A 19,751-nucleotide genomic window follows, 5' to 3' on the forward strand; every position below is an offset into this window, starting at 1 on the left:
TCAACTGCCGGAAACATTCCGCACCACCCAGCGAAACATCTCGTGACATCAATCTGATAGCTAATTGTTTGCCAGAGATGTGCAGAGGTCCAACTTCGTATGTACGGCCGTCCAACACCGGGCCACGGCACCCCTACGCGGCACGGGCTCGATCGGTGCCGACACCGGCCGATCGCGGGCCCGCCGCGGGCCTCGTCGACACCCGAGCGCCGAGAAAATTCCGAGCGGGAATAGCTGGTGCCGGACTACGTTCGTTGATGGTGGTTAGTCGAACAAACGAAAGGGGCCGCGCGCGTGGCAACCGAGACAGTGGCATCGTCCGTCGGATTTCGATCGGAGCGTGGCGCCGTACTCGGTGCGCTGATGCTGTCGACGGGATTGGTGGCGTTGGATTCCACCATCATCGCCACCGCGGTGCTGACCATCACCAGCACGCTCGGCGGCTTCGCGCAGTTCCCCTGGCTGTTCTCTATATACCTACTCGCCCAGGCGGTGACCGTCCCGATCTACGGCAAGCTCGCCGACACGGTCGGGCGTAAGCCGGTCCTCATGTTCGGCATCGCGGTGTTCGCGCTGGGCTCGCTGCTGTGCGGGCTGGCGACGAGCATGCTCGGGCTGATCATCTTCCGCGCGGTGCAGGGCATCGGCGCCGGCGCGATCCAGCCGATGACGATGACCATCGCCAGCGACCTCTACACACTCACCGAACGCGCGAAGGTACAGGGTTATCTCGCCAGCGTGTGGGCGATGTCCTCGGTGGCCGGACCGCTGCTCGGCGGCGTCTTCGCCGACTACCTCAGCTGGCGCTGGATCTTCCTGATCAACCTGCCGCTCTCGGCCGTCGCGGCCTGGATGCTGCTGCGCAAGTTCGCCGAGACCGCGCCACGGCGTAAGCAGAAGGTGGACTATCTGGGTGCTGCCCTATTAACTGTCGGCGCGGGTGCGCTGATCCTCGGCCTGCTCGAAGGTGGGCAGGCCTGGGCGTGGGGCTCCCCCGCGAGCATCGGCATCTTTGTCGGCGGTGCGGTGCTGCTGGTGCTGTTCGGCCTGGTCGAGCGGCGGGCGGCGAATCCGATCCTGCCGCTGTGGGTGTTCACCCGGCGGGTGATCATCGCGAGCAGCGTGGTTTCGGTGCTCGTCGGCACCATCCTGATCGGCTTGACCTCCTACGTCCCGACATTCACCCAGGGCGTGCTCGGCACCAGCGCGCTGATCGCCGGACTGACCGTCGGCGTGCTCACCCTCGGCTGGCCGATCGCCGCATCCCAGGCAGGAAAGCTGTACCTGCGCATCGGGTTTCGATCGACCGCACTGATCGGCAGCGGGCTGGCGACCGTCGGTGCCGCGACCACATTGCTGATCAACGAGGATTCGACGCTGTGGCAGGTCGCCGGATCGTGTTTCGTGATCGGCATCGGCATGGGCCTGGTCGCGACGCCGACCCTCATCGCGGCGCAAACCAGTGCCGACTGGTCCGAGCGCGGCGTGGTGACCTCGGCCAATATGTTCGGCCGCTCGATCGGCAGTGCGGTGGGCGTCGCGATCTTCGGCGCGATCGTGAACGCACGCGTCGGGCACACCGATCATCCGGTGCCGTCGACGCTGTCCTCGGCGGTGCATCTGGTCTTCATCACGGTCCTCGTGATGGCGGCCGTGATGGTGCTGGCCTCGGCGTGCATGCCGGGGCGCAACACCGTGGCCGCCTAGGGTCCGGCGAACTCGAAGGTCGCGACGACCGGCGCGTGATCGGATTCGGGGAACTTCTTGTCGGTGGCGAAGTCGGCGGACTCGTCGTGCAGCAGTTCGTTGTGGATCTCGGTGCCGCGATAGTTGGCGAGCAGGTTCCGGGTGACCAGCAGGTGATCGAGCATCTGGCCCTTGCCGTGGTGGAACAGGGAGTAGCGGGCGGATTCGGGGACGGTGTTCTCCAGCGGCACGAGTACCCGGCCCGCGAGGGCGCCGTTGCCGGTGTCCTCGACGTCGCCGCGGATGGCGAGCAGCGGCACCTCGTCGGCGGTGGAGTTGAAATCGCCTGCGACCACGATGCGGGCGGCCGGGTCGTTGTCCAAGATCTGATCGACCAGGCGGCGGACCTCGACGGCCTGACTCATCCGCTTCATCGAAGACAGGAACGAGCCCTCGGCGGCCGCGCCCGCGTCGCGCCAGGTGAAGCGGTCGAGCTTCTGGCCGGGGACGTCGGTGGGCAGCTTCGACTTCAGGTGCACGACGATCACGTGCAGCGGGGAGCCGAGCAGGTCGAGTTCGACGTGCAGGATCGGGCGTTCGATGGCGATCGACTGTGGTTGCGCGGCAGGCGGATTCGCGGTCAGCACCTGATAGATCGGGGCCGCGACAAGATCATTGAGCAGTTGGGCGTGCGCGGTGACCGGAAGGGAGGTGACCACCGCGATATTGCGTTCGTCGAAGACCTCGCCGTTGGCTTTCTCCGTCGAGACGATGTTCCAACCGGCCAGGGCGGTGCCCTGCAGCAGGTCGGCCAGCGCGATCAGTGAACGCGGCTGGCCGGGCCGCTCCTGGCCGTTCACCTCCTGCAGGCACAGGATGTCGGCACGCAGGCGGTTGATCTGGGGTCGCATCACTGCGATGCGGTCCGCCAGGGTCGGCTCGAAGGGGGTGGGATTCGGCGTCTCATCGAAGTTTTCGAGATTGAACGTCGCGATTCGCAGGGTGACCATTACACACATCCTCATCAGGCCCCGACGGTTCGTACGTGTCAATTGTCGACCTGCGCGGGCGTTTCGGGGTGCGTAGTCGACTACCCGAAAATCGGCGTTCACGTGGACTTCGCGTGCGGCGGTGCGGTTGGTCGCCGGGGACGTACCTGATCGTTACGACGCGGGGCGGTCGGCGATTTCGGCGAGGGCGCGGTCGCGGTGTTCGGGCGGCAGTTGGTCGGCCGCGGCGCGGACTGCCGCGAGGGCGGAATCCGAGAGACCGTCGAGAGTGCTGCGGTATTCGTCCCACAGGTCGTGTTCGGCTGCGGCACGGAGCATCTCGGCCAGTTTCGCCTCGGGGACCAGGGCGACCATGCGTTCCAGGTGCTCGGCGTCGTCGACGAGGAAAGCCGCACGAATCAGGGCGGTTCCGTCGAGGGCTGCCTGCGCGGCACGGGCGGCGGCGTCGGAGATCGCGGCCATCAGGTCGCCGAGGGTGATCCAATCTTCTTGCTCAGCAAGCAGTTTGGCGACCGCGACGATGGTGTCGGTCGGCACCCCGGCGATGATGTAGGCCGAGCGGCGCGCGTCGAGTAGCGGGGCGACCTCGGCGAGGAAGTCGACCGGCAGGCGCTTGGCGACGTCCACCGCGTGGGATGGCTCGAGTACGCCCGCCATCCGCGCGGCCAGCAGCGCGTTGCGGTTGCGCGCCACCAGTTTCGCGATGACCGGGGCGGGGATCACCTTGGCCGCCGCCGCGGTTTTGCGCAGGCCGCCGGACTGGCTTTCGAAGAGAAGGTCGGCGACCTGGAAGCGGAAGTCTCTGACGTCGGAGGCGGGGACGTCGGCCAGGTAGGCGAGTCGCTCGACGGGGACGCCGAGCGTGCGGGCGAGCTTGGTCACCTGGGCGGTAGCCGCGTCGGTCACAGCCCGGCCGCCTTCTTGACCGCGCCGCGCAGGAAGCGAGGGACGAAATCCAGCAGCGAGTATGCGGCGGTTTCGAGGTCCTTCGCTTGCTTGCGCCTGGCTTCGGCCACCACCGTGGCGAGTTCGGCCTGGACCTCGGGGCTCAGTGCGGCGATCCCGGCGGGCAGATCGCCCGGCACCAGTTCGGCCAACGTCTTCGTTGTCATCTCACTACCTCCGGCTCGACTCACTACCGAATCGCCCCAACCCACGCTTCGCTGACGCCCGGCTTCGTTGCGCAACGCTACTGTGCCGTCGGCTCGGCTGCTGCGCGGGTGGACATGATCACAACGGCACCGGCGAGCGGTGTGTGTCGCCGACGGGTCAGAGGTCGAGGACGAGGTGGGTGAAGGGGCCGGGGGCGGTTGTGCAGAGACGTAGCGGGCGGGGGTAGTGGTCGGCGGGATGAGGGCCGGTCGCGGCAAGAGCTACCGTTTCGCAGGTTCCGCAGATGCCCGCTCGGCACATCGAGTCGATGGCGACGCCCTCGTCCTCTAGTGCCTCGAGCACGGTGAAGGCGGGTGGGACGAGCACGGTGCGGCCGGATTTGCGTAATTCGACAACGAGGGGCGGGATCATCGGACCGGGCAGCGGGCGAGGCCGGTGGCCGAATCGTCGTGCTGGTCGTAGGGGGTGCCGTAGATGCCGACGCGGGCGGCGAGCAGTTTCGCGACCTTGGTGTTGCGGCGCCAGACCGGGTCGTCGGCGGCGGCTCGGCGCACCATGCGGCCGTGGGAGCCCGGTAGTGCGTCGTCGAGTGCGCGCAGCCGGACATCGAGTGCGGCCGCCACACCGGTCAGGGTCGACCATGGCTGCACCGGGACATCGCGTAATGGTGTGCTGCGGACCAACTCTCGCACGAGTCCTGCGCTGCTGAAGTAGGTCAGCAAGCCGAGTAGCGGTGCCGTCGCTTGGACTTTCAGTCGGTCGACCACACTCGTCCCCGCCAGGCGGTGGGTTGCCGCGCCGGCCATGTTCGCGGTCCATTCCGGCGCGACACCGGCGGTGGCGACCATGTAGTCCGACATCTCCATGCCTTCGACGGCCGAGCGCGGGATCAGTTCGTCCGCGACGCCGAAGACGTAGGCGATGTAGGCCCAGTAGTGCATCACCGCATTCAGTTGCCGCTCTGTGCATTTGCGGCCGTGAGTGTGGTCGAAGCACATCGGCGACAGGCCGAAGGTCACCGCGGCGCCCATCATCGTGCTGTTGGAGATGGGATTGCCGTGCGTGGCGAAATGGCCGGCGCCCCAGGTGCGGCGCAGGCCGGCGCGCACCTGGGCGTGCATGAGTCGTACGCGCACAGTGTCTTTGAAGACCGGCGACCAGCGGTCCATGCCGCCGCGGACCGTCACGTTGCGGAACCAGGTGGAGGTCTCCAGGTTTCGCCGGTAGGGATCGTTGACGAATCGGCCGGTGGCGCCGGTCGCGGAGGCTACCTCCGCGCCGACGAAGGTGCCCATGAAGTCCTGCACGCCCATGGCGAGTTTGCCGGAGGTGGAGACGTTGATCCAGAGTTGGCGGCCGTGTTCCCACAGGTCGGGGTCGTACCAGTCCGGTGGGTTGTCGAGGGTGGCGAACAGCGCGACCAGTTCCGGTGGCGGATCGTCGAGTGTGTCGATGCCGTGGTCGAGGGCCTGGTCGAGGACGCGTCTGCCCTCGGCGGTGCCGATCCGGCGGAACGCGGCGACCAGCTGGTCCATCGGTTCGTCGCCCTGCCAGAGATGGTCGGCCATCAGCCGGGTGCGCGGTGTCTCGGCGGGGATCGGTCGGACGTCGATCCACGGCGACAGGATCGATTTCCTTGGCTCGAACCATAATTCGGAGGCGACGGCGCGCGGCGGTGGCGGGCGCAGCGGCATGCCGTGGCGGTAGTAGTAGTCGTTGGGGTGCGCGGCGGTGTTCACGTCCAGCATCGGTCAAAATCCTGTCAGTTGCCGGAATTTCGTGGCGGGGGTCGACCCGTGGTCGGCGTGAACCGGGCAGTAGTGCTTCGGGTCGTCGCGGTGTTCGGTTGCGGGCCAGAGCAGTTTGGGCGCTTCCGGCGGTGCCATGGTCGCGGGGCGGCGGCCGCGTTCGCGGCGGCGACCGGCTCGGATGCGGGGGAAGAAGTAGCGGATCTCGTCCGGTGTCACCCGGTTCATCGCCGTGCAGAGCTCACACCAGCGGTCGAAGAGAAACTGATCCCTGCGGGTCCAGGTGAAGCCCATCGTGCGCCGGATCGACGGATCACACAGGCCGATGGTGACGAACTGATAGAACTTCGCACCATAAGGTCGGAATAGTCTCTCCCACAATGGTTTCGGCAGCAGATCGAGTACCGGGAACGGTGGCACCGGCGCGTTCTCGGCCAGCCGGTACACCTCCCACGCGGCCTGGGTCGACTCCAAGACGTTCTCGCACATGTCATTCCAGTAGTCCTGGAACTCCGGCCAGCTCTTCGGGACGACTCGCATGCTCATCCCGTACATCTCGTACCACTGGTATTGCTCGCGCCACAGTTGTTCGCGTTGTGCGGGCGTGAGGCCACCCATGAACAGTTCGCCCGCGCGCAGCGTCTGCACGAAGAACACCGCGTGTGCCCAATAGAAGGTGCCGGGATCCAGTGCGTGATACCGCCGCCCCTGCGCGTCGATGCCCTTGATCGTGCGGTGGTAGTTCACGATCTCGCGGGCGGTCTGCTCGGCTCGCGGGCCGTCGAAGACCACGCCCACAATCGGATACGCCGAGCGCAGCACCCGCTGATAGAACTCGTCCTTGATCTCCGAGTGGTACTCGACGCCCGCGCCGAGGCCGGGATGCATGTTCTGCACCATGCCGAGGAACAGGCCGGTCGGCGCGAAGTAGAGGGAGCCGAAGATCTGCCAGGTCAACGAGTCCGGACCGAGTGGCACGGGTGCGTGGGGGCGCTCGTGCAGCACGTCATTGTGTGCAACCATGACTTGATGCTGACACGAATAAATACTCGCGTTCAATTCGTCTTCTGATGCCACCGAGGACGCGGAAAACGCCGCAGCAGGAGCGCTCTCGCGCGATGGTGCAGCGCATCGTCGACGCGGGGCAGGCGGTGCTCATCGAGCACGGTTATGACGGCGCGTCCACCAATCGGATCGCCGAAGCGGCGGGTATCAGTCCCGGCTCGCTGTACCAATACTTTCCGGGCAAGGACGCGATAGTCACCGCCGTAATCGACCGCTATAACAGCGAAGTCGCGTCGCGGGTGCACAGCAGCGTGCTGGCCCAGCTTCATCAGCCGCCCGAAACCGCCGTTCCGGCAACGATTTCCGCGCTGCTCGACGCGCTGGGCAGTCATCCCGCGCTCTTGCGCGCCGTGATCGAGCAGACGCCGCGGCTCAGTGGCGACAACACCGTGTTCGCCTTCGAACAGCAGATCGGCGAGCTGGCGCGGGTGGCGTTGACGATGCATCGGGACTCGCTGCCCGACGATGTGGACTTCGAGGCGGCCTCGTGGATGCTGGTCCGAGCGGTCGAACACCTCGCCATTCGCTACATACTGGACCAGCCTGCGGTCTCCCGCGAGCGCTTCCTCGCCGACATCACACGGCTGGTGCTGAACTACTTTCGACCAGCGCCGGGGCCCTCACCTGCGAAAACCCCGACACCGCACCGATCACGAGCAGAACGCGAGTAAGCACGGCCGCACGCCTACTGATCTCCCGCACCGGGAATTGCATGCGATTCCAGGTGCCGAAAATCAAGAGGCGTGCGGCTGTCGTGCCTTAGTGTCCGGCGGTGTTTCGGGCGGGATCCGTTGTGCTGCTGGACTTTCCGAGGCGGGTCAAGGCGAGGTAGCCGACGGACACCAACACCGTCCAGACGACGCCCACCACCACTGCGGTGCGGCCGCTCTCGGTGAAGAAGAGCAACACGACCACCAACGCGAGGAACGCCAGCGCGAGCACGGTGCTGTAGGGCGCGCCGGGGAGGCGGTAGTCGGTCGCCGGGAGCTCACCACGAGCGACCCGGGCGCGGTAGATCAGGTGGCAGACCAAGATCATGCCCCAGACGAAGATGATGCCGATGGTGCTCACCGAGGTGATGTAGGCGAACGCCTTGTCCGGGGAAATGATGTTGACGATCACGCCGATCACCATCGCCGCCGCCGACGCCGAGATGCCGACATACGGCACGTGGCGCGAGCTCAGCTTGTTGAGCGCGGCCGGTGCTTCGCCGTGCAGCGACAGGGTGCGCAGCATGCGGCCGGTCGAGTAGATGCCGGAATTGCAGGACGAGAGCGCGGCCGTGAGCAGCACGAAGTTGATGATGCCCGCGGCGCCGGGGATGCCGATCTGCTGGAACACCTCGACGAACGGGCTCTTGCCCGCGTGGAAGTTGCGCCAGCTGGACACCGACATGATCACCAGGAGCGCGCCCACATAGAACAGGCCGATCCGGAACGGCAGCGTGTTGATCGCCTTGCGCAGCGTCTTGCGCGGCTCGCGGGCCTCACCGGCGGTGACGCCGACCAGCTCGACACCCACGTACGCGAACAACACGATCTGCAGCACCAGCAGCGACTGGCCGAAGCCGTTCGGGAACACGCCGCCATCGGCCCACAGGTTGGTCACGGTCGGGTTGGCGGCGTGGCCGAAGCCGATGGTCAGCACGCCGATGCCGAGCAGGATCATGCCGATGATCGCGGTCACCTTGATGGTGGAGAACCAGAACTCGCCCTCGCCGAACAGGCGCACCGAGATCAGGTTCGCTGCGAACATCACTGCGAGCACCACCAGGGCGGTGATCCACGGTTGGATGTCGAACCAGTACTGCACGTACTTGCCCGCCACCGTGATTTCGGCCATGCAGGTGGCCACCCACACCGCCCAGTACGACCAGCCGGTGACGAAACCCGCGTAGCGGCCGATGAATTCGTGCGCGTACTCGGCGAAGCTGCCCGAGACCGGACGGTAGGTGAGCAACTCCCCCAGCGCGCGCATGATCACGAAGATCGCCACGCCTGCCGCGAGGTAGGCCAGGATCAAGGCGGGGCCGGCCTGCTCGATCGCGCCGCCCGCGCCATAGAACAGGCCGGTGCCGATCGCGCCGCCGACGGCGATCATCTGGATGGTGCGCGGGCTCAGGCCGCGCGAGTAGCCCTCCGAGTCGCCGGTCGAATCCTGCGTTCCAGCGTCCGATAGATGACTGTCGGCGGCTGTCATAGTGCGGTCCTTCTCTCTTGCGGCAACGACGCGACTCCCCGGGATCGTCGGTCGGTGACCCCGGACACATGACATGGGATCATCGCATGTTCCGGAATCGATCAGCACGTCACGCTACCGGTCGGTCGTGCTACCCGAGACCGCCCAGACCAGAGATCCCAGGTCAGCGCCTCGACCGGGACGTCAGCATCGCCGATAATTCATTTAGAGCAATTCATCTGGAGATGAGTTGAGTCGCGCTGCCGACCAGGCGACGCAACTGCCGGGCGCACCCGCGTGGACCGCGAGCCCCTGACCCGCCGCATCGACGCGCACCTCTTCGCGGGCCGCGCGCGAAATTGCCAGCAAATACGTGCGCCGGGGCGACAAAACGCGCGCGGCAGCGGGATCAGCGCGGTTCAGGGCACACGATCCAGGCCGGGCGTCGCAGAGATCGTGGCCGATCGCGGCGATGCGGGAGAACACCCACTCGCAAGGCACCGAGCGTAAGCCGTCGGACTGCCGCGCACGTCTTGTCCAGCCGCGCACGAAATTGCCAGCGAATACGTGCTCGGGGCGACAAAACGCGCGCGGCAGAGGATCGGTGCGTGGTGCGGACGAAGGTTCAACGGACTTCTCGAGTTACTTCAGGTGGAAGCCGTGGTTCTCCAGTGACGTGCGCAGGCGGTGGCGGCCGTTGAGGCTGGCTGCCGAGGCGAGGCGGGCCAGGACGCGTTCGGTCCACGAGTGTGAGAGTTGTTGTTCGGCATAGAATTCGGCGATGCGGGTTTCGTAGTCGGTGACGTGTTCGCGTTGCGTGGCCAGGTCGTAGGTTTCGTGGTGCAGGACCGCGCCCTGCGGCAGGCGGGGCTTGACCCTGGCATCCTCGGACGGATCGGGGTGGCCGACCAAGAGGCCGAAGACCGCGAACACCTGTGGGGGCAGATTCAGTTCCGCCGCAACGTCTTCCGGATGGTTGCGTAGCGCGCCGAGGTAGACCGTGCCGAGGCCGAGGGATTCCGCGGCGACCACCGCGTTCTGCGCGGCGAGGGCGGCGTCGATGAATCCGACGTAACTGGATTCGAGGTAATCGGCACCCTCGAGCGGGGCCTCCTGGTCGTCCGCGAGCTGGCGTAGTCGCGCGAAATCCGCTGTCCAGACCAGCAATACGGGTGCCTGCAGGATGTGCGCCTGATTGCCCGCCACCGCCGCGAGCCGCGCCTTGCGCTCGGGGTCGCGCACCGCGATGACGCTCCACACCTGGAGATTCGACGACGTCGGCGCGGACTGGGCGGCCGAAATCAGCAGGCGCAGCGTGTCATCCGAGACCGGGTCGGCGAGGTAGCGGCGGACCGAACGATGCTCGTGCAGCACCTGCAATACCGGGTTCCACTGGGCGGGTTCGGTAGGCTTGGGGTCGCGGTAACGCTGTTGCACCAGGTGGGTCGGCGTCGGCACGGTCTGGGTCATGTCCGTCATCCTGGACCGCCGCGGCACGTTCGTCAGCGGTTGCTCGCATCGTGAGCCGAAGGCCGCCGATATTTCCTTGGAGATCAACTCGGAGTAGGGTCGGTAAGGTAACCCTAATTAGCAGTGGGAGGAACACCTATGGCCCGACCCCGCACCACCCTGACCGTGCAGCACACCGAGTGGCTGAGCCCGCACCTGATCCGGGTCCACCTCGGCGGCCCCGGCTTCGCCGCGTTCCAGGCCAGCGAGTTCACCGATTCCTACGTCAAGTTCATCTTCGAGCGTGACGGCATCGACGTGCTGCGCACCTACACGGTCCGCTCGGTCGATCAGGACGCAGGCCAGCTCGCGGCCGATTTCGTGTACCACGGCGCCGAGGGCATCGCGGGACCGTGGGCGGCGGACGCCAAACCCGGCGACACCATCGATCTGTTCGGCCCCGGCGGTGCCTACGCGCCCCGCGCCGACGCCGACTGGCACCTGCTGGCCGGTGACGAGGCCGCGCTGCCCGCCATCGCCGCCGCACTCGAGGCGATGGACCCGGCGGCCGTCGGCTACGCGTTCGTCGAGGTCGCCGGCCCCGACGACGAGCTGCCCCTGCGCAAGCCCGAGGGCATCGAGCTCACCTGGCTGCACCGCGGCACCCAAGCACCCGGCGAAGCACTCGCGGAAAGCGTGCGCAACGCTCCCTGGAAAGACGGCCAGGTCCAGGTCTTCATCCACGGCGAAGCGCAGGCCGTCATGCACGACATGCGCCGCTACGTCCGCCGGGAACGCGGCGTAACCGCCGAATGGGCGAACTCGATCTCCGGCTACTGGCGTCGCGGACGCACCGAAGAGGGCTTCCGCGAATGGAAGGCCGAGCTCAAGGAAAAAGAGACCGCGCCCGCAAACGGCTGACGCAAGCCGCCCCGGCCGCCGCGCACCCCGCCTGAAGCAGCGCAGTTCTTGTCCGCCCGCGCACGAAATCGCCAGCAAATACATGCGCGGGCGGACAAAACACGCGCGGCAGCAGGATCAGCGCCGCTTTGGGCAAGCGATCCACGCCAGCGGCGCAGTGACCGTGGCGATCGCGGCGACGCGAGCGCCCCCACCTCGCAAGGCGCTGAATGTGGGCCATTCGGCCTGCCGCGCACGGTTTCGCGAGCCGCGCACGAAATTGCTGGCGAATACATGCGCAGGCCGACAAAACGCGCGCGGCAGTCGGACAGCACGGTTCAGGGCACACGATCCAGGCTGGGCGTCGCAGAGATCGTGGCCGATCGCGGCGATACGGGAGACCCCACCTCGCGAAGCGCTGTGCGTAAGCGGTTGGGCTGCCGCTTTGCGGGCCGCGCACGTCTTTGCAGGCCGCGTACGAAATTGCCATCGAAACATGCGCGGGCGGATGAAACGCGCGCGGCAGCGGGATCGGTGCGCGGCCGAAGGTTCAGGGCACGCGCGGCAGCCCAGCAGTCGCGGAGAACGTGGCCGATCACAGCAATGCGGGAGACCTCACCCTCCGACCGCTGAACGTAAGCCGTCGCACTGCCGCGCACGTCTTCGCTTGCGGCGCGCGAAATTGCCAGCGAATACATGCGCGGGCGGATGAAACGCGCGCGGCAGCGGGATCGCGGCGAGGGGCGGGGTTCGGGGTGAGCGATGTAGGTCAGCGGTCGCGGAGAAGGCGGTCGGGCGCAACTATCGAGGACCTCGCCATCGAGCAGTAGTCGACGGGGAGTCGTTGGCTCCGAACGTGGTTCGGGCCCTACGGCTCGGGATGCCGCACTGATTCGGCGAGGACATCGTCGATCGCCGATCGGGTCGCCGCGACGTAGTTCGGTGGGTCGGTGAGGAACACGTCGTGGGCGGCGTCGAGTTCGATTACCGTCGCATCGAGCAGGGCGGCCAGCGCACGCTGGTCCTTGGGCGGCACCGCACCGTCACGCGTGGTAACCACAACGGCTGTCGGCAATCCGGCGAGCTCGGCCGCATGCGGCCGGAAATCGAAGACGTACTCGGCGAGAATCACGTCGACGATCACCCGTGGGTGACAGTGACCCAGTTCCGACCGCAACCATGGCCACAGCCGCGCGACCTCGTCGGACTTGACCCGGGCCTTCCGGAAATAGGACAGCGGCACCGACCGCCCGATCCCGCCGCTGCGATGCGCGAACGGCCGCAGCCCGCGAAAGAACACTCGGCCGATCTTGTCCTCGGCACTGTCGAACGCCATCGCGGTGGCTTCGAAAACCAACCCGCGCACCCGATCTCTATGCCGACGGGCAAATTCCAACCCCACCGGCCCGCCCAGCGAGTACCCGCACACCACGACCTGATCGATGCCGAGCGCATCCAGCACCGCAGCCGCGTCATCCGCACACTGCGCGATATCGAACCGCTCATCCGACCTCAACGGCAGCCCGCGCCCATGCCCCCGCATGTCCATCGCGACCAGCCCATAGCTGTCAGCAACAGGCCGCATCAGATGACAGAAGTTCACGTCGGCCGTCAACGCCCAGCCATGCAGCAGCAGAACAGGATTCGCGCCGGGCACAAACCGGACACCAACGCTCGCCCCGTCGGCCAGCGCAACATCCCGGCGCGGCGGAAACGTAACCGGAGCAGCGATCACATCACCACTTCGTGGAAGGCCCGTCACCTACCCGACGGTAGCCGATAATCGCACCGCTCGTTCGACCGCACCACGCGGAGATTCGTGTCGTCCGTTTTGCGTACAAGATCACGTTTCAAGGTAATGTTCACGATGGGGGGCGGCCGGGCCGCACCCTGTGCTGAATATCGAGATGAGGGGGAATCATCCATGATGACAACACTTTTGAGTAGACGCCTGCGCCGGTTCGGTCTCGGCGCCGCCGTGGCCACCGCGGTGATGGTGCTCGCCGCGCCCACCGCCTCGGCGGCTGAAGCCCGTATCACGATGTCCTCCGACAACGGTACTTATTCGGTCTGGTCGACCTATACCGTGACGGTCACGGCGGACCCTGCCACGGAAGGGGCGGCCCACCTCTGCTTCTGGGTCGACGGCATCGGGGCGTGTCCCACGGTCCCGGCGAAGAACGGTACTGCGACCTATCAATGGAGACCGACTAAGCAGGGCAGATACCAGATCGACTCCACGTATGTCTACGCCGGTACGCAGTGGCCGTCCGGACCCGGTGATCGGGTGACCGTCATGGTCTACTGCCCGGGCCACCAAGGGCAGTCGTGGGACTGCCGGCGCGAGCCCTGAGCCGAACAACCGACCGATGCGCCGTCCAGGGCTTCCTGGACGGCGCATCGGTTTCCGGGTGAGTTACTGCTTGGGGGCGCGCAATGCTTCCTCTACGAATTTGGTGGTGTAGGTCTTCGAGAGGTCGATGCGGTCCTTCATCGGGGCCACGTTGCGGGAGTACTGACCGAGGATGTTCAGGACGTTCTGGGCGCCTTCGGGTTTCATCAGGCCGTCGCCGTTGAACATGCCGATCGAGTCGCGGATGGACTGAATGTAGAGGTCTTTGCCCGCGCTGGCGTATTGCGAGGGCATTTTGGCGGCGATCTCTTCCGGGGTGTGGGTTTTGATCCACTTCAGCGTTTGCACGAACGCCGCCGCGAGCTTCCGCACGATGTCCGGGTGGGCGTCGATGGTCGCGCAGTTCATGTACAGCGAGGTAGCGGGGTAGAGGCCGCCGAGGGCGGCGCGGGTGCCCGCTTCGGTGCGCATGTCGACCAGGATTTGGGCCTCACCGGAGTTGACCATCTGGGCGACGGTCGGGTCGGTGGTCATGCCCGCGTCGATGCCGTTGTGGTTCATGCCTGCGATGAACGTCTGTCCGGCACCGACTTTCACCCGGGTGTAGTCCTTGGTGGTCATGCCCTGCTGGCCGGTGAGGGCCTGGGTGAGGAAGTCGGTCGAGGAGCCGAGCGAGGTGACGCCGAGGTTCCTGCCGCGTAGGTCGGCGGTCGATTTGATGGTCCCCGCGTCCTGCTTGGAGACCAGCTCGACCTCGCCGGGCACGTCCGAGAACTGCACCACCGATTGGATGCACTGCTCCTTGGCCTGCAGGTCGATGGTGTGGTCGTAGAACCCGACCACGCCCTGCACGTCACCGGTGAGCAGCGCGGTCTCCGCGTTGGCGCCGGACTGCTCGCCGAGCAGCTGCACGTCGATATCGTTGGCGGCGAAGTAGCCGAGCTGCTTGGTGAGCATCGCGGGCAGGTAGATCACCTTCTCCAGCCCGCCGACCATGATGGTGATCTGCGGGCGCCCGTTCGCCGTCGGAATGTGCCGGGAATCCCGGCATCCGGTGGCCAGCAGCAGCGCCGCGATGGCAATGACGACGACCGTCACCTGTTTGCGGTATCTCATGCTCAGATCCCGTGGCCCGAAGTCGCCTGCGACGGACGCCATTTCAGCAACTTGCCCTCGGCGAAGCCGATCGCCCATTCCGCGAGCAAGGCGATCACGGTGATGATGATCATGCCCGCGTAGATGCCCGCCGAATCGAAGGTGCCCTGGGCATTACTGATCAGCAGGCCCAAACCTTTACTGGCACCGGCATATTCACCGACCACCGCGCCGATCAGGGCGAAGCCGAAGGCGGTGTGCAGGCTGGACAGGATCCAGGTGGTCGCGCTGGGCAGCACGATCGCGGTGAGCACCTGCCGCTTGCCCGCGCCGAGGATGCGCGCGTTGTTGATGACGTTGCCGTCCACTTCACGCGCGCCGGTGAAGGCGTTGAAGAACACCGCGAAGAACACCAGCACGACCACCGTGGCGACCTTCGAGCTGAGCCCGAGACCGAACCAGATGATGAACAGCGCCGCGAGCACGATGCGCGGAACCGCGTTGAGCGCCTTGATGAACGGAGCGAGCACGTCGGCCCAGTAACGGCTGCGGCCGAGCAGGGTGCCGAGCACGACACCGGCGACCGCGCCGATCAGGAAGCCGAGCACGGCCTCCTGCACGGTGGTGAAGATCTGCAGCCAGATCGAGCCGAACTGCGTTCCCTCGGTGAACCATTCGACCAAGCGGTCCCAGATCAGCGTGGGCTTGGAGTAGAAGAACGGATCGATCCACAGCGAGGCGGTAAGCTCCCATGAGCCGAGCCACAGTGCGACCAAAGCCAATCGGAGGCCCCAGGTGCGGATGCGCACGCGCCGGGCGTTGGTGCGGACCCGGGTGAGGATCTGCTCCTCGCTCTCGTTCTCCGGCACCGCTGCGGCGGAACCCTTTTCGAGCAAATTATGCGACACGGGAGGTTCCCTTGGCTCGAGCCGCCTCGACCTCGTCGCGCAGCGTTTCCCAAATCTCTTTGTAGATATCGCGGAATTCTGTGGTGAGCCGGATCTCTTCGACATCGCGTGGCCGGTCGAGCGCGACGGTGAAGTTGCCGCACACCGTCGCCGGGCTCGCCGTCATCACGACGACCCGGTCGGCGAGCACGATCGCCTCTTCCAAATCGTGGGTGACGAAGATGACCGCGGCACCGGTGCCCGCCCACACGCGCAGCAGTTCGTCCTGCATGAGCTGGCGGGTCTGCACGTCGAGCGCGCTGAACGGCTCGTCCATCAGCAGGATTTCCGGATCGTTGACCAGCGTCTGCGCCAACGCGACGCGCTTGCGCATGCCGCCGGACAGCTGATGCGGGTAGTAGGTCTCGAACCCGGCGAGGCCGACCTTGTCCACCCAGACCGCAGCCTTTTCGCGCGCTTCGGCTTTCGACGCGCCGCGCAGCCGCGGGCCGAGGGCGACGTTGTCCAGCACGGACTTCCACGGCAGCACGGCGTCCTGCTGGAACATGTAGCCGATGCCGTCCGGGATGCCGTCGACGTCCTTGCCGCGCACCAGCGTTCGACCCGCCGAGGCGGGTTCCAGGCCGGACACGAGGGACAGGGTGGTCGACTTGCCGCAGCCGGTCGGGCCGACCACGGAAACGAATTCGCCGGGGCGGACCTCCAGGTCGAGGTTCCTGACGGCGGTGTGGATGCCGCCCCCGGTGCCGGGGAAACGCTTCGTTGCGCTCCGCAGCTCGATGAGTGGGTGGTTCATGGTGCTTAGCTCCTGCGAGATCGAGGTAGAGCGAACGTACGTGGCCCCGGTCACACCGCGGAGCTTGTGCGCACAAGCCGTGCAAATGTCCGATTCGCTAGTTCTGCGCATTCTGCTCACGCCTGGGCGGTGGTCTATGCTGCGGCAATGGCGAATGAGGGCGCGCCTGCCGTGCGATTGAGGACTCAAGTTCTGCTGCTGCAGATCGTGGTGGTCACCCTTACCCTCGGCGTCGCCTTCGCCGTTTTCGGCTACCTCAGCGACCAGCGGCTGCGCGACGGGTACGGCCAGCGCGCGCTCGCGATCGCGCGCACGGTCGCGGCCGATCCGGTGGTGCGGGACGAGGTGACCAGGTACGCGCCGGGTGCGATCGGCACCGACCCACAGCTGCGCGAACGGCTGGCCGCCGGACCGCTGGAGCGGATCGCCGTGGACACGACGCAGCGAACCGACGCGTTGTTCGTGGTGATCACCGACGACTCCGGGATTCGGCTGGCGCATCCGGACGCGGCGCGGATTACCGAGCATGTGAGCACCGATCCGTCGGGCGCGCTGGCCGGGCGCGAGGTGATCGCCGAGGAGCGCGGCACGCTCGGCGACTCGGTGCGAGCGAAAGTTCCTGTGCTCGAACCTGGTTCGGATCGGATCGTGGGCGCGATCAGCGTCGGCATCTCCACCGATGCGGTGCGGGACCAGTTGCTCGACGACCTGGGGACGGCGGGGCTGCTGGTCGGTGCCGCGCTACTGGTCGGGATCGCCGGATCGATGTTGCTGGCCCGGCGCTGGCGCGGGCTGACGCTGGGGTTGGAGCCCGCCGAACTCGCCGAGTTGGTGCGCGGTCAGGCCGCGGTGTTGCACGGCATCGGTCGCGGCGTGCTGGCCGTCGACTCTTCTTGGCGCACAACGTTTGTCAATGACGAGGCGCGCAGACTGCTCGGGATCGGCGCGGATATCGGGCGGCCGGTGGACGAGATCGGTTTGACGCCACGGGTATTGGAAGTGTTCCGCGGGCTCGACGAGCAGCCCGCCTCGGCGACGGTGGGCTCACACATCGTTGTCGTGGCGGCGCGGCCGGTGCATCGGGACCGTCGTGATCTGGGCGCGGTGCTGACGGTGCGCGACCGCACCGACGTAGAAGCGTTGACTCGTCAGCTCGACGCCGTGCAGTCGATGAGCACGGTGCTGCGCGCGCAGCGGCACGAGTTCTCCAACAAGATGCACCTGATCAGCGGGCTGTTGCACGGTGGACGCACCGAGGAGGCGTCGCGCTCGATCGACGAGATGATCGGCGCGGGTCCACTCGGGGCCGCCGCGCCCGGTATCGACGCCATCCACGACGCCTACCTGCAGGCGTTCCTCGCCGCGAAGGCGGCGCACGCACGCGAGAGCGGCGTCGAGCTGGTCCTCGGCCCGAACACCTGGGTGGACGGCAGCCTCGTCGACCCGGTCGACGTGACGACCGTGCTCGGCAATCTGCTCGACAATGCGATCGAGGCGGTGCGCGCCTCGGACAACCCGGTAAAACAGGTGGAAGTCGAACTGGTGCAGGAAGATTCGACGCTGCACATCGTGGTCGCCGACAGCGGTGACGGTGTCGCGCCGGAGCTGATCGACGTGCTGTTCACCGAGGGCACGTCCACCCGCGACAGCGGCGATGTGCCCGGTGGCCGCGGCGTCGGCCTCGCCCTGATCCGCCAGATCGCCCGCAATCACGGCGGCGATGTCCGACTGGCCAGTCCGCGCGGTGGCACTCCCCCGCTGACCGGCGCCGAATTCAATGCCCGCATTCCGCAAGTGCTCGTAGACAGCAAGGTGTCATGGCTCCATCAGACTTAACCGTTCTTGTCGTCGACGACGACTTCCGTGTGGCGAACCTGCATGCCGGAATAGTCGACTCCATCGCGGGTTTCACCGTCGCGGGCACCGCCAACACCTTGGCCACCGCCCGCGACATCCTGGCCGCCGGGCCGGTCGACCTGGCCCTCGTCGACGTCTACCTCCCCGACGGCTCCGGCATCGACTTCGTCCGCGAATTACGCTGCGACGCCATGGTTCTCACGGCCTCCACGGACAGCGGAGCCGTCCGCGCCGCCCTGTCCGCCGGCGCCCTCGCCTTCCTCGTCAAACCCTTCCCGCACACCGAACTCGCCGCCCGCCTGGCCGCCTACGCCCGCTACCGCCGCATCCTCACCGCACCCCAGGTGGACAACGCCCGAGTAGACGCCGCCCTGCAAGCCCTGCGCCCCGCCGGATCCGCCACCAACACCCCCACCACCGTCACCTCCCCCACCAAAGACCTTGTCCTGCACTCGATCCTGGAAGCAGGCACCCCCCTCTCGGCCGGCGAGGTAGCCACCGCCATCGGCATCTCCCGCGCCACCGCCCAACGCTACCTCGCCACCCTCGTAGGCACCGGCACCCTCCGCATGAGCCTGCGCTACGGCAGCACCGGACGCCCGGAACAGGAGTACTCGGCGGCGACCCGCGAGGCCAGAACGGATCGTTGAGATCCCATCAGTCCTGATCGATGCGTGGAATACGTTGGGCGGCAATCGATTGCAGGCGGTCTCTGAGGTCTGTGCTGTCTGGGCCGAAGATCTCGGCGTCGGTGTCGACGACTATCTGGATGCCGCGGCGCGCCACGTTCTTGCCCGCGGTCGTTGCTTCGATGCGGAGGATGCGGGCGTCGGTCGTGTCCGGATGGCGGGTGAGGAAGCCGCTGCCTTCTAGCGCGCGGATGACTCTGGAGCCCATCATGCGGTCGGCGCCGGCCATGTCTACAACTTGTTGCTGAGTGGGTAGGTCGCCGTGGCGGGCGAGCCACCCCGCCGAGGCGAGCAGGTTGAATTGGGTCAAGGTCAAGCCGAGGGGGCGCAGGTTTCGCTCGACGGTGGCGCGCCACTCCAAGGCAGCGTGGTGCAGCCAGAAGCCGGGGCTCTGCAGCGGGCCTTTCGGCTCAGCCATGAGCGACGTCCGCTTGGAGCCTGCGTTGCGCCTCGCGTTCGAGGGCGGCGAAGCTCAGGTGCATGTCGGAGCGGATGGCCTTCTCCCAGATGAGCCGGAAGATCGGGTGGAACGGGCCGTGTACCTCCATGCGTTTGACCACGCGCACGGCACCGTCGGTGAGCGGTGCGTAGGTGTAGTGGCCGCGGATCTTGCCGAACGGGATGCGCGCTTCGCTGGTCCATGAACTGCCCTCGTCGACCGCGGTGATCGTAAACGGTCCCGCCGGTGCACCTTTGGGCTTCACCCAGCCCTTGGTGCCCGGCGCGAACGGTCCGTCGATGCGGGACTTCTCTTCGTGTGGGTCCCAGTCGGCCCAGTGCGCGACGTCGGTGGCGGTCTGCCAGATCGACGCGATCTCTCCGCTGATGACGGCTACTTCGGAAATGACGTACATGGCGCTCCCAGTTGTTGTTGCGACAACAGTATCTGTTGTCGCAACAACAA

The 19,751-nt window shown here is 66.7% G+C and carries 20 protein-coding genes; 6 read left to right on the forward strand and 14 right to left on the reverse strand.

Features of this window, described 5'->3' with window-relative positions; genetic code table 11:
• The first annotated feature begins 294 nt into the window (after nt 1–294).
• Entirely contained in the window at nt 295–1,707 is a 1,413-nt protein-coding gene (locus tag ACFWF1_RS06690) for an MDR family MFS transporter (protein WP_379286020.1), read from the forward strand.
• On the opposite strand, the gene ACFWF1_RS06695 is transcribed toward ACFWF1_RS06690, so the two are convergent.
• The 6 genes from ACFWF1_RS06695 to ACFWF1_RS06720 form a co-directional block, all read right to left on the reverse strand.
• The gene (locus ACFWF1_RS06695; protein ID WP_379286022.1) at nt 1,704–2,696 is read right to left on the reverse strand and encodes an endonuclease/exonuclease/phosphatase family protein; all 993 of its coding nucleotides are present in this window, start codon (nt 2,694–2,696) and stop codon (nt 1,704–1,706) included. The genes ACFWF1_RS06690 and ACFWF1_RS06695 overlap by 4 nt on opposite strands.
• A 153-nt stretch (nt 2,697–2,849) precedes the next feature.
• The gene (locus tag ACFWF1_RS06700; RefSeq protein ID WP_379286024.1) at nt 2,850–3,602 is read right to left on the reverse strand and encodes a hypothetical protein; all 753 of its coding nucleotides are present in this window, start codon (nt 3,600–3,602) and stop codon (nt 2,850–2,852) included.
• Nucleotides 3,599–3,808: a hypothetical protein gene (locus tag ACFWF1_RS06705; protein WP_379286026.1), complete on the reverse strand. Its 210-nt coding sequence runs from the start codon at nt 3,806–3,808 to the stop codon at nt 3,599–3,601. Before ACFWF1_RS06705 ends, ACFWF1_RS06700 begins: the two co-directional genes overlap by 4 nt.
• 157 nt (nt 3,809–3,965) lie before the next feature.
• On the reverse strand, nt 3,966–4,220 hold the full coding sequence (locus tag ACFWF1_RS06710) for a 2Fe-2S iron-sulfur cluster-binding protein (protein WP_379286028.1): 255 nt from the start codon (nt 4,218–4,220) through the stop codon (nt 3,966–3,968).
• Nucleotides 4,217–5,557 carry an oxygenase MpaB family protein gene (locus ACFWF1_RS06715; RefSeq protein ID WP_379286030.1) on the reverse strand — a complete coding sequence of 447 codons (1,341 nt, stop codon included), beginning with the start codon at nt 5,555–5,557 and terminating at the stop codon, nt 4,217–4,219. The genes ACFWF1_RS06710 and ACFWF1_RS06715 overlap by 4 nt, the downstream gene beginning before the upstream one ends.
• A gap of 3 nt (nt 5,558–5,560) precedes the next feature.
• Nucleotides 5,561–6,580 carry an oxygenase MpaB family protein gene (locus tag ACFWF1_RS06720; protein ID WP_379286032.1) on the reverse strand — a complete coding sequence of 340 codons (1,020 nt, stop codon included), beginning with the start codon at nt 6,578–6,580 and terminating at the stop codon, nt 5,561–5,563.
• Between the two features lie 95 nt (nt 6,581–6,675).
• On the opposite strand from ACFWF1_RS06720, the gene ACFWF1_RS06725 reads away from it, so the two are divergent.
• Entirely contained in the window at nt 6,676–7,293 is a 618-nt protein-coding gene (locus ACFWF1_RS06725) for a TetR/AcrR family transcriptional regulator (RefSeq protein WP_379286033.1), read from the forward strand.
• An 88-nt stretch (nt 7,294–7,381) separates the two neighbouring features.
• Here the strand turns inward: ACFWF1_RS06725 and ACFWF1_RS06730 are convergent, their stop codons facing one another.
• Nucleotides 7,382–8,821 carry an amino acid permease gene (locus ACFWF1_RS06730; RefSeq protein ID WP_379286034.1) on the reverse strand — a complete coding sequence of 480 codons (1,440 nt, stop codon included), beginning with the start codon at nt 8,819–8,821 and terminating at the stop codon, nt 7,382–7,384.
• Nucleotides 8,822–9,442: 621 nt separating this feature from the next.
• A complete protein-coding gene (locus ACFWF1_RS06735; RefSeq protein ID WP_379286035.1) occupies nt 9,443–10,270 on the reverse strand; it encodes an NADPH-dependent oxidoreductase in 828 nt (275 codons plus the stop codon).
• 138 nt (nt 10,271–10,408) lie between these two features.
• On the opposite strand from ACFWF1_RS06735, the gene ACFWF1_RS06740 reads away from it, so the two are divergent.
• Complete coding sequence (locus ACFWF1_RS06740; RefSeq protein WP_379286037.1) at nt 10,409–11,170, forward strand: siderophore-interacting protein; 762 nt, start codon at nt 10,409–10,411, stop codon at nt 11,168–11,170.
• Between the two features lie 847 nt (nt 11,171–12,017).
• Here ACFWF1_RS06740 and ACFWF1_RS06745 read toward each other — a convergent pair.
• Nucleotides 12,018–12,911, reverse strand: coding sequence for an alpha/beta fold hydrolase (locus ACFWF1_RS06745; protein WP_379286039.1), 894 nt, complete (start codon nt 12,909–12,911; stop codon nt 12,018–12,020).
• Between the two features lie 162 nt (nt 12,912–13,073).
• Between ACFWF1_RS06745 and ACFWF1_RS06750 the strand changes: the two genes are divergently transcribed.
• Nucleotides 13,074–13,502, forward strand: a complete 429-nt coding sequence (locus tag ACFWF1_RS06750; RefSeq protein WP_379286041.1) for a hypothetical protein — start codon at nt 13,074–13,076, stop codon at nt 13,500–13,502.
• 63 nt (nt 13,503–13,565) lie between these two features.
• On the opposite strand, the gene ACFWF1_RS06755 is transcribed toward ACFWF1_RS06750, so the two are convergent.
• From ACFWF1_RS06755 to ACFWF1_RS06765, 3 genes are read right to left on the reverse strand one after another with little or no spacing between them, the layout of a single operon-like run.
• A complete protein-coding gene (locus tag ACFWF1_RS06755; protein ID WP_379286043.1) occupies nt 13,566–14,618 on the reverse strand; it encodes an ABC transporter substrate-binding protein in 1,053 nt (350 codons plus the stop codon).
• Nucleotides 14,619–14,620: 2 nt separating this feature from the next.
• Entirely contained in the window at nt 14,621–15,505 is an 885-nt protein-coding gene (locus ACFWF1_RS06760; protein ID WP_379286044.1) for an ABC transporter permease, read from the reverse strand.
• Complete coding sequence (locus ACFWF1_RS06765; protein WP_379286045.1) at nt 15,495–16,301, reverse strand: ABC transporter ATP-binding protein; 807 nt, start codon at nt 16,299–16,301, stop codon at nt 15,495–15,497. Before ACFWF1_RS06765 ends, ACFWF1_RS06760 begins: the two co-directional genes overlap by 11 nt.
• A gap of 147 nt (nt 16,302–16,448) precedes the next feature.
• On the opposite strand from ACFWF1_RS06765, the gene ACFWF1_RS06770 reads away from it, so the two are divergent.
• On the forward strand, nt 16,449–18,137 hold the full coding sequence (locus tag ACFWF1_RS06770) for an ATP-binding protein (protein ID WP_379286047.1): 1,689 nt from the start codon (nt 16,449–16,451) through the stop codon (nt 18,135–18,137).
• Nucleotides 18,119–18,808: a response regulator gene (locus ACFWF1_RS06775; RefSeq protein ID WP_379286049.1), complete on the forward strand. Its 690-nt coding sequence runs from the start codon at nt 18,119–18,121 to the stop codon at nt 18,806–18,808. Before ACFWF1_RS06770 ends, ACFWF1_RS06775 begins: the two co-directional genes overlap by 19 nt.
• 7 nt (nt 18,809–18,815) lie before the next feature.
• Here ACFWF1_RS06775 and ACFWF1_RS06780 read toward each other — a convergent pair whose 3' ends face one another.
• Nucleotides 18,816–19,265 (reverse strand): MarR family winged helix-turn-helix transcriptional regulator, encoded by a 450-nt coding sequence (locus ACFWF1_RS06780; protein WP_379286050.1) that lies wholly within the window; start codon nt 19,263–19,265, stop codon nt 18,816–18,818.
• Complete coding sequence (locus ACFWF1_RS06785; RefSeq protein ID WP_379286052.1) at nt 19,258–19,701, reverse strand: SRPBCC family protein; 444 nt, start codon at nt 19,699–19,701, stop codon at nt 19,258–19,260. Before ACFWF1_RS06785 ends, ACFWF1_RS06780 begins: the two co-directional genes overlap by 8 nt.
• Between the last annotated feature and the right edge of the window lie 50 nt (nt 19,702–19,751).

Source organism: Nocardia sp. NPDC060255 (assembly GCF_042727395.1).
In the GTDB taxonomy this organism is placed as follows: domain Bacteria; phylum Actinomycetota; class Actinomycetes; order Mycobacteriales; family Mycobacteriaceae; genus Nocardia.

Coding starts and splice junctions, on each gene's coding strand:
- ACFWF1_RS06695 (WP_379286022.1), bottom strand. CDS start 2,696: ATGGTCACCCTGCGAATCGCGACGTTCAATCTCGAAAACTTCGATGAG.
- ACFWF1_RS06705 (WP_379286026.1), bottom strand. CDS start 3,808: ATGACAACGAAGACGTTGGCCGAACTGGTGCCGGGCGATCTGCCCGCC.
- ACFWF1_RS06710 (WP_379286028.1), bottom strand. CDS start 4,220: ATGATCCCGCCCCTCGTTGTCGAATTACGCAAATCCGGCCGCACCGTG.
- ACFWF1_RS06715 (WP_379286030.1), bottom strand. CDS start 5,557: ATGCTGGACGTGAACACCGCCGCGCACCCCAACGACTACTACTACCGC.
- ACFWF1_RS06720 (WP_379286032.1), bottom strand. CDS start 6,580: ATGGTTGCACACAATGACGTGCTGCACGAGCGCCCCCACGCACCCGTG.
- ACFWF1_RS06725 (WP_379286033.1), top strand. CDS start 6,676: ATGGTGCAGCGCATCGTCGACGCGGGGCAGGCGGTGCTCATCGAGCAC.
- ACFWF1_RS06730 (WP_379286034.1), bottom strand. CDS start 8,821: ATGACAGCCGCCGACAGTCATCTATCGGACGCTGGAACGCAGGATTCG.
- ACFWF1_RS06735 (WP_379286035.1), bottom strand. CDS start 10,270: ATGACCCAGACCGTGCCGACGCCGACCCACCTGGTGCAACAGCGTTAC.
- ACFWF1_RS06740 (WP_379286037.1), top strand. CDS start 10,409: ATGGCCCGACCCCGCACCACCCTGACCGTGCAGCACACCGAGTGGCTG.
- ACFWF1_RS06750 (WP_379286041.1), top strand. CDS start 13,074: ATGATGACAACACTTTTGAGTAGACGCCTGCGCCGGTTCGGTCTCGGC.
- ACFWF1_RS06755 (WP_379286043.1), bottom strand. CDS start 14,618: ATGAGATACCGCAAACAGGTGACGGTCGTCGTCATTGCCATCGCGGCG.
- ACFWF1_RS06765 (WP_379286045.1), bottom strand. CDS start 16,301: ATGAACCACCCACTCATCGAGCTGCGGAGCGCAACGAAGCGTTTCCCC.
- ACFWF1_RS06770 (WP_379286047.1), top strand. CDS start 16,449: ATGGCGAATGAGGGCGCGCCTGCCGTGCGATTGAGGACTCAAGTTCTG.
- ACFWF1_RS06775 (WP_379286049.1), top strand. CDS start 18,119: ATGGCTCCATCAGACTTAACCGTTCTTGTCGTCGACGACGACTTCCGT.
- ACFWF1_RS06780 (WP_379286050.1), bottom strand. CDS start 19,265: ATGGCTGAGCCGAAAGGCCCGCTGCAGAGCCCCGGCTTCTGGCTGCAC.
- ACFWF1_RS06785 (WP_379286052.1), bottom strand. CDS start 19,701: ATGTACGTCATTTCCGAAGTAGCCGTCATCAGCGGAGAGATCGCGTCG.